Origin of the sequence: Pseudomonas sp. BIOMIG1BAC (assembly GCF_001705995.2) — a bacterium.
GTDB lineage: Bacteria > Pseudomonadota > Gammaproteobacteria > Pseudomonadales > Pseudomonadaceae > Aquipseudomonas > Aquipseudomonas sessilinigenes.
In genome coordinates this window covers 463762-479348 of the sequence record NZ_CP049045.1, presented here as the reverse complement: position 1 = coordinate 479348, position 15587 = coordinate 463762, and the positions used below count along the sequence as shown (strand labels likewise).

14 protein-coding genes are annotated in these 15587 nt (G+C 65.1%); 6 read left to right on the top strand and 8 right to left on the bottom strand.

Going from position 1 to position 15587, the window contains the following annotated elements:
• Positions 1 to 11 precede the first annotated feature (11 nt).
• The 3 genes from ATY02_RS02155 to ATY02_RS02145 are packed head-to-tail and all read left to right on the top strand — an operon-like array spanning position 12 to position 4041.
• Positions 12 to 1604 carry an ABC transporter permease gene (locus tag ATY02_RS02155; RefSeq protein WP_068580073.1) on the top strand — a complete coding sequence of 531 codons (1593 nt, stop codon included), beginning with the start codon at positions 12 to 14 and terminating at the stop codon, positions 1602 to 1604.
• Positions 1601 to 2416 carry an ABC transporter ATP-binding protein gene (locus ATY02_RS02150; protein WP_068580070.1) on the top strand — a complete coding sequence of 272 codons (816 nt, stop codon included), beginning with the start codon at positions 1601 to 1603 and terminating at the stop codon, positions 2414 to 2416. Before ATY02_RS02155 ends, ATY02_RS02150 begins: the two co-directional genes overlap by 4 nt.
• A 14-nt stretch (positions 2417 to 2430) precedes the next feature.
• Positions 2431 to 4041 (top strand): arylsulfatase, encoded by a 1611-nt coding sequence (locus ATY02_RS02145; RefSeq protein ID WP_068580069.1) that lies wholly within the window; start codon positions 2431 to 2433, stop codon positions 4039 to 4041.
• A gap of 95 nt (positions 4042 to 4136) precedes the next feature.
• Here the strand turns inward: ATY02_RS02145 and ATY02_RS02140 are convergent, their stop codons facing one another.
• Positions 4137 to 5210, bottom strand: coding sequence for a fatty acid desaturase (locus ATY02_RS02140; protein ID WP_068580067.1), 1074 nt, complete (start codon positions 5208 to 5210; stop codon positions 4137 to 4139).
• A 100-nt stretch (positions 5211 to 5310) separates the two neighbouring features.
• On the opposite strand from ATY02_RS02140, the gene ATY02_RS02135 reads away from it, so the two are divergent.
• Positions 5311 to 6315, top strand: a complete 1005-nt coding sequence (locus ATY02_RS02135) for an AraC family transcriptional regulator (protein ID WP_068580065.1) — start codon at positions 5311 to 5313, stop codon at positions 6313 to 6315.
• Positions 6316 to 6400: 85 nt separating this feature from the next.
• On the opposite strand, the gene ATY02_RS02130 is transcribed toward ATY02_RS02135, so the two are convergent.
• Complete coding sequence (locus ATY02_RS02130) at positions 6401 to 7090, bottom strand: Crp/Fnr family transcriptional regulator (protein ID WP_068580063.1); 690 nt, start codon at positions 7088 to 7090, stop codon at positions 6401 to 6403.
• A gap of 100 nt (positions 7091 to 7190) precedes the next feature.
• On the opposite strand from ATY02_RS02130, the gene ATY02_RS02125 reads away from it, so the two are divergent.
• Positions 7191 to 7715, top strand: a complete 525-nt coding sequence (locus ATY02_RS02125) for a DUF962 domain-containing protein (RefSeq protein WP_068580061.1) — start codon at positions 7191 to 7193, stop codon at positions 7713 to 7715.
• A gap of 101 nt (positions 7716 to 7816) precedes the next feature.
• On the opposite strand, the gene ATY02_RS02120 is transcribed toward ATY02_RS02125, so the two are convergent.
• The 6 genes from ATY02_RS02120 to dibA form a co-directional block, all read right to left on the bottom strand.
• Positions 7817 to 8806 carry a sulfate/molybdate ABC transporter ATP-binding protein gene (locus ATY02_RS02120; RefSeq protein WP_068580058.1) on the bottom strand — a complete coding sequence of 330 codons (990 nt, stop codon included), beginning with the start codon at positions 8804 to 8806 and terminating at the stop codon, positions 7817 to 7819.
• 3 nt (positions 8807 to 8809) lie between these two features.
• Entirely contained in the window at positions 8810 to 9679 is an 870-nt protein-coding gene (gene cysW, locus ATY02_RS02115; RefSeq protein WP_124345464.1) for a sulfate ABC transporter permease subunit CysW, read from the bottom strand.
• Positions 9680 to 9692: 13 nt separating this feature from the next.
• Complete coding sequence (cysT, locus tag ATY02_RS02110) at positions 9693 to 10511, bottom strand: sulfate ABC transporter permease subunit CysT (protein WP_022643505.1); 819 nt, start codon at positions 10509 to 10511, stop codon at positions 9693 to 9695.
• A 90-nt stretch (positions 10512 to 10601) separates the two neighbouring features.
• A complete protein-coding gene (locus ATY02_RS02105; RefSeq protein WP_068578886.1) occupies positions 10602 to 11612 on the bottom strand; it encodes a sulfate ABC transporter substrate-binding protein in 1011 nt (336 codons plus the stop codon).
• A gap of 157 nt (positions 11613 to 11769) precedes the next feature.
• Positions 11770 to 11952 (bottom strand): sulfur starvation response protein OscA, encoded by a 183-nt coding sequence (oscA, locus tag ATY02_RS02100; RefSeq protein WP_022643503.1) that lies wholly within the window; start codon positions 11950 to 11952, stop codon positions 11770 to 11772.
• A 264-nt stretch (positions 11953 to 12216) separates the two neighbouring features.
• On the bottom strand, positions 12217 to 14136 hold the full coding sequence (gene dibA / locus ATY02_RS02095) for a phosphodiesterase DibA (RefSeq protein WP_068578888.1): 1920 nt from the start codon (positions 14134 to 14136) through the stop codon (positions 12217 to 12219).
• 145 nt (positions 14137 to 14281) lie between these two features.
• Between dibA and desA the strand changes: the two genes are divergently transcribed.
• On the top strand, positions 14282 to 15466 hold the full coding sequence (gene desA, locus ATY02_RS02090) for a delta-9 fatty acid desaturase DesA (RefSeq protein WP_068578890.1): 1185 nt from the start codon (positions 14282 to 14284) through the stop codon (positions 15464 to 15466).
• The last annotated feature ends 121 nt before the right edge of the window (positions 15467 to 15587 follow it).

Sequence of the window (15587 nt, the reverse complement as noted above, 5' to 3'; positions counted from 1 at the left end):
GGAGGTCACCCATGGCCCGTGTTTCTTTGCTCAGCCTGCCCCTGTGGGCACCCTCCGGCCCGCGCCAAAATTGGCCGGTGGCCAAGCACCTGTTGCCCTGGTTGCTGCCAATGGGGTTGTTCGGCCTGTGGTGGCTGGCCAGTCGCAACCAATGGATGAGCGAGCAGATCCTGCCGGCCCCGGAGCTGGTCTGGAACAGCGCCCGGGAACTGGCCGCCGGCGAACTCTGGAGCCACCTGGCGATCAGCCTGCAACGGCTGGGCTGGGGCCTGCTGGTCGGGATCGGCACCGGCGCCCTGCTGGGTGGCGCCATGGGCTTCAGCCGCCGCCTGGAGCGCCTGGTGTTTCCCACCTTCGGTGCCCTGGCACAGATCCCGACCCTGGCCTGGGTACCGCTGTTCATGGTGTTTTTCGGCATCGGCGAACTGCTCAAGCTGGTGGTACTGCTCAAGGCAGTGGTGGTCCCGGTGACCCTGCATACCCTGGTGGGCGTGCGCGACGCGCAACCGCGGCTGCGCGAAGCCGCCGCCGTACTGCGCCTGCCACCGATCCTGCTGCTGCGGCGCCTGGTGCTGCCTGCCGCGCTGCCGGCCTTCATGGCGGGCGTGCGCCTGGCCCTGGCCACCGGCTGGACCTCGTTGCTGGCGGTGGAGTTGCTGGCCTCCAGCGAAGGCATCGGCTACCTGATGGTCTGGGCCAGGCAGCTGTTCATGCTGGATATCGTCTTCGTCTGCATCCTGGTGATCGGTGTGCTGGGCATGGCCATGGATCGCGGCATCGGCTGGCTGGACCGCAAGCTGGTGTACTGGCCGCACCCGGCTACCGCCGAGTTTCGCCGTGGCCCGCGCTACCAGGGCTGGCAGCGCCTGCAACCCTGGCTGCTGCCCCTGGCGCTGCTGGCCCTGTGGCAACTGGCGAGCGAACGCCAGTGGCTGGACGCCAACATTCTGCCCAGCCCCCTGGTGGTGCTGGCCACCACCGTCGACGGCCTGGTCGATGGCAGCCTGCTGGGCGGCCTGGGCCTGAGCCTGGGACGTACCCTCACCGGCCTGTTGCTGGGCGGCAGCCTGGGCCTGGGGCTGGGACTGCTGCTGGGCCTGTCGCGCCTGAGCGAGCGCCTGCTGGGGCCGACCCTGGCCGCCCTGCGCCAGATCGCCATCTTCGCCTGGGTGCCGTTGCTTACCGCCTGGTTCGGCCTGGGTGAACTGGCCAAGTGGGTCTTCGTCGCCCTGGCCGCCTTCTTCCCGCTGTTCATCGCCACCCAGCGCAGTGTCTCCCAGCTCTCGCCACAACTGGCGGAGGCGGCCCAGGTGTTGCGCCTGGGCCTCTGGCAGCGCCTGCGGCGCCTGGTGTTGCCCGGGGCCGCACCGGGGATCTTCGCCGGCCTGCGGGTGAGCCTGATCTACGCCTGGCTGGGCACCATCGGCGCCGAGTACTTCATGCCGTCCGACGGTGGGATCGGCAGCCAGATGATCAGCGCCCAGCAGCTGCTGCGCATGGATCTGATCATGGCCGGGATGCTGCTGGTGGGCCTGACCGGCGCCCTTATCAACTTCCTTGGGCAATGGCTGGAACGCCACGCCACCCGTTGGAGACACGCATGAACGCACCTCTGGTCAGCTTCAATCACGTGGGCAAGAGCTTTCCCGTCGCCGGTGGCGAGCTGGAGGCGATCCGCGAATTCAACCTGGACATTGCCGAGGGCGAATTCGTCGCCATCGTCGGCTCCAGCGGCTGTGGCAAGTCCACCCTGTTGCGCCTGCTGATCGGCCTGGACACCGAGTTCCGTGGCCAGATACGCGTCGACGGCAAGGCCGTCAGTGGCATCGGCAGCGAACGCGGCATCGTGTTCCAGGAGCACCGGTTGTTCCCCTGGCTGAGCGTGGCCGAGAACATCGGCCTGGGCCTGGTCAACGAACCGCTGGGCGCCGCCGAGCGCCAACGGCGCATCGCCGAGTTCATCGAGCTGGTGGGCCTCAAGGACTTCGCCAAGGCCTACCCGCACCAGTTGTCCGGCGGCATGGCACAGCGGGTGGCCATCGCCCGGGGGCTGGTGGCCAGCCCGCGCATCCTGTTGCTGGACGAACCCTTCGGCGCCCTCGACGCGCTGACCCGCCAGCAGATGCAGGACGAGCTGCTGGCGATCCGCGAGCGGGCACGGATCACCACGGTGCTGGTGACCCACGATGTCGAGGAAGCGATCTTCCTCGCCGACCGGGTGGTGGTGATGGAGCCACGCCCGGGGCGGATCAAGCGCGTGGTCGAGGTGGCCCTGCCCCATCCGCGCCAGCGCAGCAGCTTCGACTTCCATCAGCTGCGCGAGGAGCTGCTGCACGAACTGACCAGCGACGATCACTACCAGGCCCTGCCACCGGTACGGATCAGCGACCTGCCCTTGACCTTCATTGCTTGCTGAACAGGAGTGACTCGATGCCGCAACGTCCCAACTTCCTGGTGATCCTGGCCGACGACCTGGGCTTTTCCGACATCGGCGCCTTCGGGGGCGAGATCGCCACGCCGAACCTCGATGCCCTGGCCTTCAACGGCCTGCGACTGACTGATTTCCATACCGCCCCGACCTGCTCGCCGACCCGCTCCATGCTGCTCACCGGCACCGACCACCATATCGCCGGGATCGGCACCATGGCCGAGGCCCTGACCCCGGAACTGATCGGCAAGCCGGGTTACGAGGGCCACCTCAACGACCGGGTAGCGGCCCTGCCCGAACTGCTGCGCGAAGCCGGCTACCAGACCCTGATGAGCGGCAAGTGGCACCTGGGGCTGACCGTGGACCGCGCGCCCCACGCCCGGGGCTTTGAGCGCTCTTTCGCGTTGTTGCCCGGGGCGGCCAACCACTATGGTTTCGAACCCACCTACGACGAGCACACCCCGGGCCTGCTCAAGTCCACCCCGGCGCTGTACATCGAGGACGATCGCTTCCTCGACGGGCTGCCCCAGGGGTTCTATTCCTCCGATGCCTTCGGCGACAAGCTCTTGCAGTACCTCAAGGAGCGCGACCAGAGCCGACCGTTCTTCGCCTACCTGCCGTTCTCGGCGCCCCATTGGCCGTTGCAGGCCCCTGAAGAGATCGTCGCCAAGTACCGCGGGCGCTACGACGCCGGCCCCGAGGCCCTGCGCCTGGAACGGCTGGAGAAGCTCAAGGCCCTGGGGCTGGTGGACGCCCAGGTCGAGCCGCATCCGCTGATCGGCCTGGACGCCGAGTGGGCCTCCCTCAGCGATGACCAGCGCCAGCGCTCGGCCCGGGCCATGGAGGTGTATGCGGCGATGGTGGAACGCATGGACTGGAACATCGGCCGGGTGGTGGATTACCTGCGCCAGCAGGGCCAGCTGGACAACACGCTGATCCTGTTCATGTCCGACAACGGGGCCGAAGGGGCGCTGCTGGAGGCTTTCCCCAAGTTCGGCCCGCAGCTGTTGAGCTACCTGGACCAGCACTACGACAACCGCCTTCAGAATATCGGCCGGGCCAATTCCTATGTCTGGTACGGACCGGCCTGGGCTCAGGCCGCCACCGCGCCGTCGCGGCTGTTCAAGGCCTTCACCACCCAGGGCGGGATTCGCGTGCCGGCGTTGCTGCATTACCCGCAGTTGCCGCTCAAGGGACAGGTCAGCCATGGCTTCGGCACGGTGATGGACATCACCCCAACCCTGCTGGACCTGGCCGGCGTGCGCCATCCGGGCAAGCGCTGGCGCGGGCGCGATATCGCACCGCTACGGGGCAAGTCCTGGCTGGGGTTCCTGTCCGGCGAGACGGCGCAGGTGCATGACGAGCACACGGTCACCGGCTGGGAGCTGTTCGGCCGCCGGGCGATCCGCCAGGGGCAATGGAAGGCGGTGTACATTCCAGGCCCCGTGGGCCCGGCCACCTGGCAGTTGTACGACCTTGGGCGCGACCCGGGGGAGATCCACGACCTGGCTGGCAGCCACCCGCAAAAGCTGCAAATCCTGTTGCAGGAATGGCAGCGCTACGTGGACGAGACCGGGGTGATCCTCAGCGAGTCGCCGTTCCAGCCGGATTGATCGCGGCCGGGCAATCGCCATCACGGGCAAGCCTCGCTCCTACGCCAGTGGGTAGGTGCGAGGCTTGCCCGTGATTGGCCCTCAACCAACACACCTCAAGCCTTCACCCCCTGCACCGCCTCCGTCGCCGCCTGCTCCTTGGCGGCGAAGCGATTGGCCCGCGTGAAGGTGCCCAGGTCGTTGAAACGCACGCCCATCTGCGCCATCACCCGGTGGGCCACCGGCGCGGTCATCTGGCGGATGTAGAAAGGCTCCTTGACCACGAAGTGGTGGATGCCATGGGTGCTGCCGAAGTTGAAGCAGAACGCTTGCAGCGGCCACATCCACCAAGGGTTAAGCACCTGGGTCTGCTGGATCACGTTGCCCGGCTCGACATCGCCGTAGTAGTGCATGTTGGAGCTGACGAAGTGCAGGCAGAAGGTACGCAGCACGTTCGGGCCAACGATCACCACCACGGCGATATCGATCACCTGCATCAGCGCCAGGGTGCTGGCCGACCACTCGATGGAAGTGCCCAGCAGCGCGGCGACGCCGTTGGCCCCATGGAAGCCGAGAAACACGTACCAGGCGCCCCAGTGCAGCTGTGCCAGCGGGGCATAGGCCGCCATCAGGCGGGCAAAGCGCTTGAGCTTGGCCTTCCAGCCGGACGTGTGGAGCGTATGGACGAAGGCCGAGACCATGTTGTCGCCCACCATCAGCAACCGTACGACGCCCCAAGGCTCGCCGTTGGTGATGCCACGTTCTTCGAGATCGCCCGCGGAGCCCGAGACCTTGTGGTGGTTCAGGTGCAGGTGGCGGCGTATCCAGGGGTTGATGGTGCTCGGCCGGGCCAGCCAGACCAACCCCATCATCAGGTTGTGGGGCAACCGCTGCTTGCGAAAGTACATGCTGTGGATCAGGTCGTGCTCCAGCTCGTGGGTCAGCGAAGCGAAGAACGCATTGAGCAGCAGGCAGGCCCACCAGGCCAGCTGACCATTGAGATAGAGCGCTGCCGAACCGACCATGCCGGCCAGGGCGAAGGCCAGGATTGCAGCGCCCAAGGCATCCTGGTGACGCAACACCGGGTAGCGCCTGCGCAGTTCGTCCCCCCGGCCCATGACAACCTCGCGAATGTGAGCGGCTCGCTGTTGCGCGTTCATCCGTTCGGGGCTTGCGGAAATACCCTGCATGATTCCATCCTCTGGGTCAGTGATGTGTGCATCCTGCCCCGGGCCCTGGCCCCGGGCGCTAGCCGTAAACGCCAACCTGTTGACCGGACGCGCCAAACGCATGACCGAAGCCACCTCTCTCGCCAGCTGGACCCGCGCTCTGCGCAAGCAGCTGGATGCCCTTGACCTGGATAGCGGCGCATTGTGCCGAGAGGCCGGGCTTGACCCCCAATTGATGGACAATCCCAACGCGCGCTACCCACTGTCGGCAACCACTCGTCTGTGGCAGCTGGCGGTCCAGGCCAGTGGCGATCCGGCCATTGGCTTGCGGGTGTCGCGCTTCGTCAGCCCTACCACTTTCCACGCCCTGGGGTATGCCCTGGTGGCCAGCGGCAGCCTGCGGGAAGTGTTCGAACGCATCCTGCGCTATCACCAGGTGGTCAGCGATGCCCTGGTCCCGCAGTTGATCCGCGAAGCGGATCGCTACCGGTTCGTCCTGAAGATGCCCGAAGGCGCCCAGCAGCCGGCATTCGAGGCCATCGATGCGTTTGCCGCGATCCATGTACGCACCTGCCGTAGTCGCCTCGGGCGCGACTATGCGCCCATGGCCGTGCACCTGCGGCGTCCGGAGCCCAAGGACCCCAGCCAGTGGCACCGGGTGTTCCGCTGCCCAGTGCATTTCGCGGCCAGTGAAGATTGCCTGGAGTTTCGCGTGCAGGATTTCGAGAGCCACCTGGACGACGCCAACCCGGAGCTGGCCGAACATAACGAGGAGGTGCTCAAGCGCGCCCTGGCACAGTTGCGACCTCTGACCTGGGAGCGCAAGGTGCGCGAGGTGATCGAGACCCAACTGCCCGATGGCGAGCCGTCCGCCGAGCGGGTGGCCCAGGCCCTGCACCTGAGTTTGCGCAGCCTGCAACGGCACCTGGCGGACGAAGGCACGCGCTTCGATACCCTGCTCAACGAATGCCGGGAAAACCTCGCCCTGCTGCACCTGCGGGACCCGGGTTGCTCCCTGGGCGAGATCAGCTACCTGCTGGGATTCGCCGACGCCAGCAGCTTCAGCCGGGCCTTCAAGCGCTGGACCGGCATGACCCCCGGGCAATTTCGCGACGGCCTGCGCTGATCCCCCGAACCGCCCCTGACCTGCATAGAACCAGGCACCGCCAGATGGCGGCTCGTGCCGAGCCGTACGCAGCCTGCGGCAGCGGCTACACGGAGTTGGCGAGCGCGCGCAGGCGTTCGGCGTCGAGGATCTCGATCTCGCCGTAGCTCAGGCGCAGGATGCCCTGGTGTTGCAGGTCCTTGAGGATCTGGTTGGTGGTCTGGCGCGACAGCGAGAGCATCAGCGCCAGCTGCTCCTGGGGCAGTTGCAGCAGGCGCCGGCTCTGGGTCACTTCGCCATAACCGGCGGCCATCGCCAGCAGGCGGTTGGCCACCCGCGCCGGGGCCGGCATCAGGCTCAGTTGCTCCAGGTTGATGAAGGCCAGGCGCAGCTTGTGGCTCATCAGCAGGGCGAACTGGCGCCAGTAAGCGGGATGTTCGTCCAATAGCCGCTCCAAGCTCGCCTGGGGTACCTGGAGCAAGGTACAGGCGCCCTCGGCGCAGGCATCGTGGGTACGCGGCTGACCATCGAACAGGCAGATCTCGCCGAACCAGTGGGGCGCCTCCACCAGGCTGAGCAAGGCCTCCTTGCCCTGCTCGCTGACCGCACCGACCCGCACCATGCCTTCGACCACCGCATACAGGCCGCAGGGCGGATCGCCACGGCGAAACAGGTACTGCCCCGGCGCCAGCCGCCGCAGGCGGGCACCGTCGAGCAGGCTATCCTGTAGAGAGGCCGGCAAGTGGCTGAACCATTGGCCGGTCATCAGGCATTCACGCCATCGCTGCATATCCATGGACCGTGTTTCCCCAGGGCATCGCCATGATTGTCGCCTAGCCGACAGAACCGTGATCGGGCGTCCGGCATGATCCAGCCACCCCAACGGAGGAACAACAATGAAAAGCCTCGTCGATCATCTCAGTCAATACGCGACCTATCACCGCGATCCGCGCAATATCGCCAGCCACTTCATCGGCATCCCGATGATCGTGGTCGCCGTGGCCGTGCTGCTGTCCCGTCCGGCCTGGCCGGTGGCCGGGCTGATGCTCTCGCCAGCGCTGCTGCTGGCCCTGTTCTCGGCGGTGTTCTACCTGCGCCTGGAGCTGCGCCTGGGGTTACTGATGAGCGTGTTGATGGGGCTGTCGGTATGGATCGGGCAAGTGCTGGCGGCCCAAGCCACCGGGCTGTGGCTGAGCAGCGGCCTGGGGCTGTTCGTATTGGGCTGGGTGATCCAGTTCATCGGCCATTACTACGAGGGCCGCAAGCCGGCCTTTGTCGATGATCTGTCGGGCTTGATCATCGGGCCGTTGTTCGTGGTAGCCGAACTGGCGTTCCTGCTCGGGCTGCGTCATGACCTCAAGCAGCAGGTCGAGGCACGGGCGGGGGGTGTGCGGGCCAATCCGAAGCGTGCTGCGATCTAGATCGTTAGCGCGGACAAGCCTCGCTCCTACAAAAAGCCGATCGTGTGCTTCTGTAGGAGCCAGCGGGCGACGATCCGTCTTGCCCGCGCAGCTTTTGGCTTTTAGAGGTTGGCGACCTTCTGCCAGACCTTGGGCTTGAAGAACAGGGTCTCGCCCTTGGCCAGGCCCACCAGGCTGTCATGGTCCTTCACCACTTCGGCTTCGATCAGTTCACTCTGGCCCTCGACCTTGAGGGTCACCCGGGTGGTGGCGCCCAGTGGGCGGATATCACGGACCTGGGCGGCATGGTGATCTTCCAGTTCCGAACGCGACAGCGACACTTCATGGGGCCGGAACAGCACATGCTCGTCCTCTCCCAGGTGCAGGCGGTTGGAATCACCGAGGAAGTGATAGACGAAATCGCTGGCCGGATTCTCATAGACCTCGCCAGGTGAGCCGATCTGCTCGATCACGCCCTTGTTCATCACCACGATGCGATCGGCCACTTCCATGGCCTCTTCCTGGTCGTGGGTGACGAACACCGAGGTCAGGTTGATGTCCTCGTGCAGCCGCGCCAGCCAGCGACGCAGCTCCTTGCGCACCTTGGCGTCCAGCGCACCGAAGGGCTCGTCCAGCAACAGCACCTTGGGCTCCACCGCCAGGGCCCGGGCCAGGGCGATACGCTGGCGCTGGCCGCCGGAGAGCTGCTCCGGATAGCGATCGGAGAGCCAGTCCAGCTGCACCATGTTCAGCAGTTCATGGACCTTCTCGGCGATCCGGCTTTCGCTGGGGCGCTGGTTCTTGGGCTTCATGCGCAGGCCGAAGGCGACGTTGTCGAACACGCTCATGTGGCGGAACAACGCGTAGTGCTGGAACACGAACCCGACGTTGCGATCGCGCACATCGTGGCCGGAGACGTCCTCGCCGTGGAACACGATGTTGCCGGCATCGGGAGTCTCCAGGCCGGCGATGATCCGCAGCAGGGTGGTCTTGCCGCAGCCCGAGGGGCCGAGCAGCGCCACCAGCTCACCGCTGTGGATATCCAGGTTGATGCTGTTCAGGGCCTTGAAGGCGTTGAAGTTCTTGCTGACGTTACGGACTTCGATCGACATGTCTTATTCCTCCGCGGCGCTGGCGCGCAGGCGGTTGATTCGGGATTCGCTCCACTGCTTGAGCAGCAGGATGAACAACGCAAGGATCAGCAACAGGCTGGCCACGGCAAAGGCGGCGACGTGGTTGTACTCGTTGTAGAGGATCTCCACGTGCAGCGGCAGGGTGTTGGTGACCCCGCGAATGTGCCCGGAGACCACCGACACCGCGCCGAACTCGCCCATGGCCCGGGCGGTGCAGAGCACCACGCCGTAGATCAGGCCCCATTTGATGTTGGGTACGGTGACGTGCCAGAACATCTGCCAACCGTTGGCCCCCAGCAGGCGCGCGGCCTCTTCTTCCTGGGTGCCCTGCTCCTGCATCAGCGGGATCAGCTCGCGGGCGACGAAGGGTACGGTGACGAAGATGGTGGCCAGGACGATGCCCGGCAGGGCGAACACGATCTGGATGTCGTGATCCGACAGCCACGGGCCGAACAGCCCCTGGGCGCCGAACATCAGCACGTAGACCAGGCCGGCGATCACTGGCGACACCGAGAACGGCAGGTCGATCAGGGTCACCAGGATGCTCTTGCCACGGAACGAGTACTTGCTCACGCACCAGGCAGCGCAGACGCCGAACACCAGGTTCAGCGGCACCGAGATCAGCACCGCGATCACCGTGAGCTTGAGGGCCGACAGGGCGTCGGGCTCGAAGATCGCGTCGAAGAATGCACCCAGGCCAAGCTTGAGCCCCTGGGACACGACGATGAACAGCGGCAGCAGCAGGAACAGGGCAAAGATCAGCCAGCCCAGGCCAATCAATACCCGCCGCGAAGTGGCGTTGCCACGGCGGGCGGCGTTGGCCGACGAGGCGGCGATGGACGATTGGGACATGGTTCGCGCCTCCTTATGGGGTTTCGATGCGCCGCTGCAGCAGGTTGATCAGCAGCAGCAGGATGAAGGACACCACCAGCATCAGCACGCCGATGGCAGTGGCGCCGGTGTAATCGTACTGGTCGAGCTTGACCATGATCAGCAGCGGCAGGATCTCGGTCTTCATCGGCATGTTGCCGGCGATGAAGATCACCGAACCGTACTCGCCCACGCCCCGGGCGAAGGCCAGGGCGAAACCGGTGAGCCAGGCTGGCAGCAAGGCCGGCACCAGGATATGGCGGAACACCTGCCAGGGCTTGGCGCCGAGGCAGGCGGCGGCCTCTTCCACTTCACGGGGGATGTCCGCCAGCACCGGCTGCACCGTGCGCACCACGAACGGCAGGGTGACGAAGGTCAGCGCCAGGGTGATGCCCAAGGGCGTGTAGGCGATCTTGAAGCCCAGGTCGGTGGCGAACTGGCCCACCAGCCCGGTAGGCGCGTACAGCGCGGTCAGGGCGATGCCCGCCACCGCGGTGGGCAAGGCGAAGGGCAGGTCGATCATCGCATCGATGATCCGCCGCCCGGGGAAGCTGTAGCGCACCAGGACCCAGGCCAGCAGCGTGCCGATCAGGCCGTTGATGATCGCCGCGCACAAGGCGGTGCCGAAGCTGAGCTTGAGGGCCGCGAGCACCCGGGGCGCCGAGACGATGGCCCAGAACTGGTCCCAGGTGAGTTGTGCGGCATGGACGAACATCGCCGCCAGGGGGATGAGCACAATCAGGCTGAGGTACACCAAGGTGTAGCCCAGCGTCAGCCCGAAGCCGGGTATGACGGGGGAGATACGACGCGACATAAGAGTCCTTGGTTGAACGCAGGTGAAACGCACGAAGCCCCGAAGTGATTCCGGGGCTCCAAGCGATGGCGGTTAGAGTGGCTCCTCCTGTTACTGGGCCTGGTAGATCTGGTCGAACACGCCACCGTCATTGAAGAATTTCGGTTGGGCAGTTTTCCAGCCGCCGAAGTCCTTGTCGATAGTCACCAGCTCCAGTTTCGGGAACTGCTGGGCGTATTTGGCCGCCACGTCCTTGTCCCGTGGACGATAGAAGTTCTTCGCCGCGATCTCCTGGCCGGCCGGGCTGTACAGGTGCTTGAGGTAGGCTTCGGCGATCGCCGTGTTGCCCTTCTTCTCGGCGTTCTTGTCCACCACCGCCACCGGCGGTTCGGCGAGGATCGACAGCGACGGCACGACGATGTCGAACTTGTCGGCGCCACCGTCTTCCTTGAGTGCCAGGAAGGCTTCGTTTTCCCAAGCCAGCAGCACGTCGCCCTGGCCGTTGTTGACGAAGGTGATGGTCGAGCCACGGGCACCGGTATCCAGCACCGGTACGTGCTTGAACAGCTCTTGCACGTAGTCCTTGGCCTTGGCTTCGCTACCTCCGGCCTTCAGGCCGTAGGCCCAGGCGGCCAGGAAGTTCCAGCGGGCGCCACCGGAGGTCTTCGGGTTGGGGGTGATCACCGAGACGTCCTTCTTGATCAGGTCGCCCCAGTCCTTGATGCCCTTGGGGTTGCCCTTGCGCACCAGGAACACGATGGTCGAGGTGTAGGGCGTGCTGGCGTCGGGCAGGCGCTGCTGCCAGTCCGCCGGCAGGGTCTTGCCGAGCTTGGCGATTTCGTCGATGTCGCCGGCCAGTGCCAGGGTCACCACGTCGGCGCGCAGGCCGTCGATCACCGCCCGACCCTGCTTGCCCGAACCACCGTGGGATTGCTGGATCTTCACGTTGTCGCCGGGGTGCTCCTTCTTCCAGAAGCTTACGAACTCGGCGTTGTAGTCCTGGTACAGCTCGCGGGTCGGGTCGTAGGACACGTTGAGCAGCTCATAGTCCTTGGCTACGGCGGAACCGGCAAAAACGGCGCTGGCGAGGGCAGCCAGGGCATAACGGCGAATCGACGACATGGTAGAGCTCCCGAAATTTTCTAATGTGCTGGCATTTTTCTTATGGCGAATCAGGCTCGCATTCGCGGATGAACGCTGGGGGACGAACTGGGGGTCATGGGTGACGCCCTCCGGTTGACCAGTCGGGCCTCTCGCTCGCGAGAGGGTGATGCGCGATTCAGCTGGGCTTGTTGCCGGGTTGCTGCAGGCGGAATTTTTCCTTGCGCTCGATCTGCACGACCTGGGCGTTGTGCACGGTGATTTCCACTGCCCCGAAGCGCAGGTCCCGCAGTGCACTTTGAATTTCACGCAAGATGGTTGCTTCGTCCTGTCCGTCGACGCTACGTAGAGATGCGCTCATGGTGTTGCTCCTGAGTGGGATGTGCCGTGCAGTGGCGGCACTGCGGGTGGCGTGGAGCAATAGTAGATAGGCAGGGATATTCTTAAAAATACTATTTAAGAATGTTTATATAACCAGCGGAAATTATTCGACGGGGCGCGCAGTTACGGGCCCCTGAGTCCATGGCCAGCCTCTTGCGGCCGCTACACGAAGCACCTGTAGCCGCTGTCGAGCACAGCGAGGCTGCGACCGGGTGCGCAGCGCCCACCAGCTGCATCAGGCGCATCAGAGGATCTGCGGGGCGTTGTCCCAGTCCAGCAGCGAGGCCGGCATCGGCCGGCCGAACCAGTAGCCCTGGCCCAAATCGCAGCCATGGTCGAGGAGGAAGCGGGCCTGCTCCATCTGTTCGATACCTTCGGCATGGACCTGCATGCCCATGCTCTGGGCCAGGGCCACGATGACCCGGGAAATCGCCGCATCGTCCTCGTCCCACGGCAAGCCGGCGACGAAGCCCTGGTCGATCTTGAGCTTTTGCACCGGCAGGCGCTTGAGCCGCAGCAACGACGAATAGCCGGTGCCGAAGTCGTCGATGGCCAGGCGGATGCCCAGCTCCCGCAGGCGGTGCATCTGCTCCAGGGCCACTTCCGGGTCGTCCATCAGCGCACTCTCGGTGACCTCCAGCTCCAGGTAGGCCGGGTCCAGCCCGGTGTCGTGCAGCACCTGGGCCACCTGCTGGTACAGCTCGCTGCGCGCGAACAGGCGGGTCGAGACGTTCACCGCGATGAACGACAGCACCACGCCCTCGGCCTGCCACTGGCACATCTGCCGGCATGCCTCGCCCATGACCCAGGCATCGATCTCGGCAATCATCCCGGTGCGTTCGGCGATGGGGATGAACTCCGCCGGCGGCACCAGGCCCCGGTGCGGGTGCTGCCAGCGCACCAGGGCCTCGACGCCCACCAGGCGACTGCTGGCCAGGTCGTGCACCGGCTGGTAGTAGACCCGCAGCTCCTGGCGGTCCAGGGCCCGGCGCAGTTCGAAGGCGATCTCCACCCGCTGCTGGGCGTGGGCAGTGAGCTCCTCGGTATACAGGGCATAACCATTGCGCCCGGCGCTCTTGGCCTTGAACAACGCCGCATCGGCGTTGCGCAACAGCTGGCTGGCGCTCAAGGCATCGCTGGGAAACAGGCTGATGCCGATGCTGGCGTTGATCAGCACCTGGTGGCCATCCAGCTGGAATGGCTCCTTGAGACCATCGAGGATGCGCTGGGCCAGGGCCGCCGCCTGCACCAGCTGCGGGCAGCTTTCGGCCAGCACGGCGAACTCGTCGCCGCCCAGGCGCGCCAGGGTCACGCCCGGGCCGAACATGTCGCGCAGGCGTTGGGCAAAAGCCTTGAGCAACTGGTCGCCGACGTTATGCCCGAGGCTGTCGTTGACCATCTTGAAGTGGTCCAGGTCGATCATCAGCATGGCGCAGCCGCGCTTGTGGATCTGCGCCGAAGCCAGGGCCTGTTCGGCGCGGTCGGTGAGCAGCAGGCGGTTGGGCAGGTCGGTCAGCGGATCGTGGTGGGCCAGGTGCGCCAGCTCGTGCTCGGAGTCCTTGATCGCACTGATGTCGGAGAATACCGCCACATAGTGGGTGAGTTCGCCCTGCTCATCGTGGATCGCACGGATGGTCTGCCACTGTGGATAGATTTCCCCGCTCTTGCGCCGGTTCCAGATTTCCCCGCTCCACTCGCCGCTCTGGCGCAACGCACCGAACATCGCCTTATAGAAGTCCACCGAATGATGGCCGGACTTGAACATGCTCGGCTGACGCCCCAGCACCTCCTCGCGCTGGTAGCCGGTGATCTCGATGAAGGCACGGTTGACGTGGACGATCTGCCCCTGGGTGTCGCTCACCAGTACCCCCTCGCGGGTACAGTCGAAGACCGCCGCAGCCTGACGCAGGCGCTCGCGGTCCTTCTGCTGGTGGCGCAACCAGCGATCGGCGCCCAGCACCCGCAGCAAGCGGGCACGGGCAAAGAAGATCAGCACCGCACTGACCAGGGCCCAGGCGTAGCAACTGGCCCGTTGCCAACGAGCCTCATCCGGAGACCCATCGAAGAAACTGCTCAATAAATAACCACTGAGCTGGAGCCAAACCAGGGACAGCAGCAGGTAGAGCAAGGCCGCACGCAAGCCATTGCGATAAGAAACCGACATAAGCCCGTCTATTTCCACACGAAAAGTTTGGGATTATAGAGGAAGAAACATCCCGCCACTCTTATCTGAAAGGGCGACTGGTTTTCTCGACGTGCTTAGTGATAATGCCTGGGCTGTTTTTTCTCTATCGAGGGCCTTATCGCCTATGTGGTATGAAGGTTTACTTGGCTTGTCCGCCTGGCAACTGGTGGCAGTCACCCTGTTGATGACCCACGTGACTATCGTCGCGGTCACGGTCTATCTGCATCGCTATTCCGCGCATCGCTCCCTGGAGCTCAATGCCGGGCTCAAGCATTTCTTCCGTTTCTGGCTGTGGCTGACCACGGCGCAGAACACCCGCGAGTGGACCGCGATCCATCGCAAGCACCACGCCAAGTGCGAGACGGTCGACGACCCGCACAGCCCGGTGATCAAGGGCCTGTCCACGGTCATGCGCAAAGGCGCCGAGCTGTACCGCGAAGAAGCCCGCAACCCCGAGACCCTGCGCATCTACGGCAAGAACTGCCCGGAAGACTGGATCGAGCGCAACCTCTACAGCCGCTACAAGCTCGGTGGCGTGGCACTGATGGCGGTGATCGACCTGCTGCTGTTCGGCACCATCGGCATCACCATCTGGGCGGTGCAGATGATGTGGATCCCGTTCTGGGCCGCCGGCGTGATCAACGGCCTGGGCCATGCCGTGGGCTACCGCAACTTCGAATGCCGCGACGCGGCCACCAACCTGGTGCCGTGGGGCATCATCGTCGGCGGCGAAGAGCTGCATAACAACCACCACACCTACCCCAACTCGGCCAAGCTGTCGGTGAAGAAGTGGGAATTCGACATGGGCTGGGGCTGGATCAAGCTGTTCAGCCTGCTGGGCCTGGCCAAGGTCCAGCGAGTGGCGCCCATCGCCCATCGGGTCGAAGGCAAGGGCCACCTGGACATGGACACCGCCATGGCGATCCTCAACAACCGGTTCCAGATCATGGCCCAGTACCGCAAGCTGGTGATCGGCCCGCTGGTCAAGCAGGAACTGGCCAAGGTCGATCACTCGGTGCGCCACCAGTTCCACCGCGCCAAGCGCTTGCTGTCCCGGGAAACCAGCCTGCTGGAAGACCGCCACCACCTGCGCATCCAGAACATGCTGGAACACAGCCAGGCATTGAAGGTGATCTACGAGAAGCGCCTGGCGCTGCAACAGATCTGGGTCAAGACCAGCTCCAACGGCCACGACATGCTGGCCGCGATCAAGGACTGGGTCCACGAGGCCGAGGCCAGCGGCATCCAGTCCCTGCGGGACTTCGCCAGCCAGCTCAAGACCTACTCCCTGCGTCCTAGCGTCGCCTGATCCACGCCCCTCGCCACGGCATTGGCTGTGGCGAGGGGGCCGGTGCCCTGCTCCCCCCCTCCAGAGCCTCGACCGTCCGGCGTATCGCCCGGGCAGCCGGGAACTTCATGTTCCATCCTCT

Bases quoted from the DNA above. Each gene is read 5' to 3' on its own strand.
- ATY02_RS02155 (WP_068580073.1), top strand. From the start codon at position 12: ATGGCCCGTGTTTCTTTGCTCAGCCTGCCCCTGTGGGCACCCTCCGGC.
- ATY02_RS02150 (WP_068580070.1), top strand. From the start codon at position 1,601: ATGAACGCACCTCTGGTCAGCTTCAATCACGTGGGCAAGAGCTTTCCC.
- ATY02_RS02145 (WP_068580069.1), top strand. From the start codon at position 2,431: ATGCCGCAACGTCCCAACTTCCTGGTGATCCTGGCCGACGACCTGGGC.
- ATY02_RS02140 (WP_068580067.1), bottom strand. From the start codon at position 5,210: ATGCAGGGTATTTCCGCAAGCCCCGAACGGATGAACGCGCAACAGCGA.
- ATY02_RS02135 (WP_068580065.1), top strand. From the start codon at position 5,311: ATGACCGAAGCCACCTCTCTCGCCAGCTGGACCCGCGCTCTGCGCAAG.
- ATY02_RS02130 (WP_068580063.1), bottom strand. From the start codon at position 7,090: ATGGATATGCAGCGATGGCGTGAATGCCTGATGACCGGCCAATGGTTC.
- ATY02_RS02125 (WP_068580061.1), top strand. From the start codon at position 7,191: ATGAAAAGCCTCGTCGATCATCTCAGTCAATACGCGACCTATCACCGC.
- ATY02_RS02120 (WP_068580058.1), bottom strand. From the start codon at position 8,806: ATGTCGATCGAAGTCCGTAACGTCAGCAAGAACTTCAACGCCTTCAAG.
- cysW (WP_124345464.1), bottom strand. From the start codon at position 9,679: ATGTCCCAATCGTCCATCGCCGCCTCGTCGGCCAACGCCGCCCGCCGT.
- cysT (WP_022643505.1), bottom strand. From the start codon at position 10,511: ATGTCGCGTCGTATCTCCCCCGTCATACCCGGCTTCGGGCTGACGCTG.
- ATY02_RS02105 (WP_068578886.1), bottom strand. From the start codon at position 11,612: ATGTCGTCGATTCGCCGTTATGCCCTGGCTGCCCTCGCCAGCGCCGTT.
- oscA (WP_022643503.1), bottom strand. From the start codon at position 11,952: ATGAGCGCATCTCTACGTAGCGTCGACGGACAGGACGAAGCAACCATC.
- dibA (WP_068578888.1), bottom strand. From the start codon at position 14,136: ATGTCGGTTTCTTATCGCAATGGCTTGCGTGCGGCCTTGCTCTACCTG.
- desA (WP_068578890.1), top strand. From the start codon at position 14,282: ATGTGGTATGAAGGTTTACTTGGCTTGTCCGCCTGGCAACTGGTGGCA.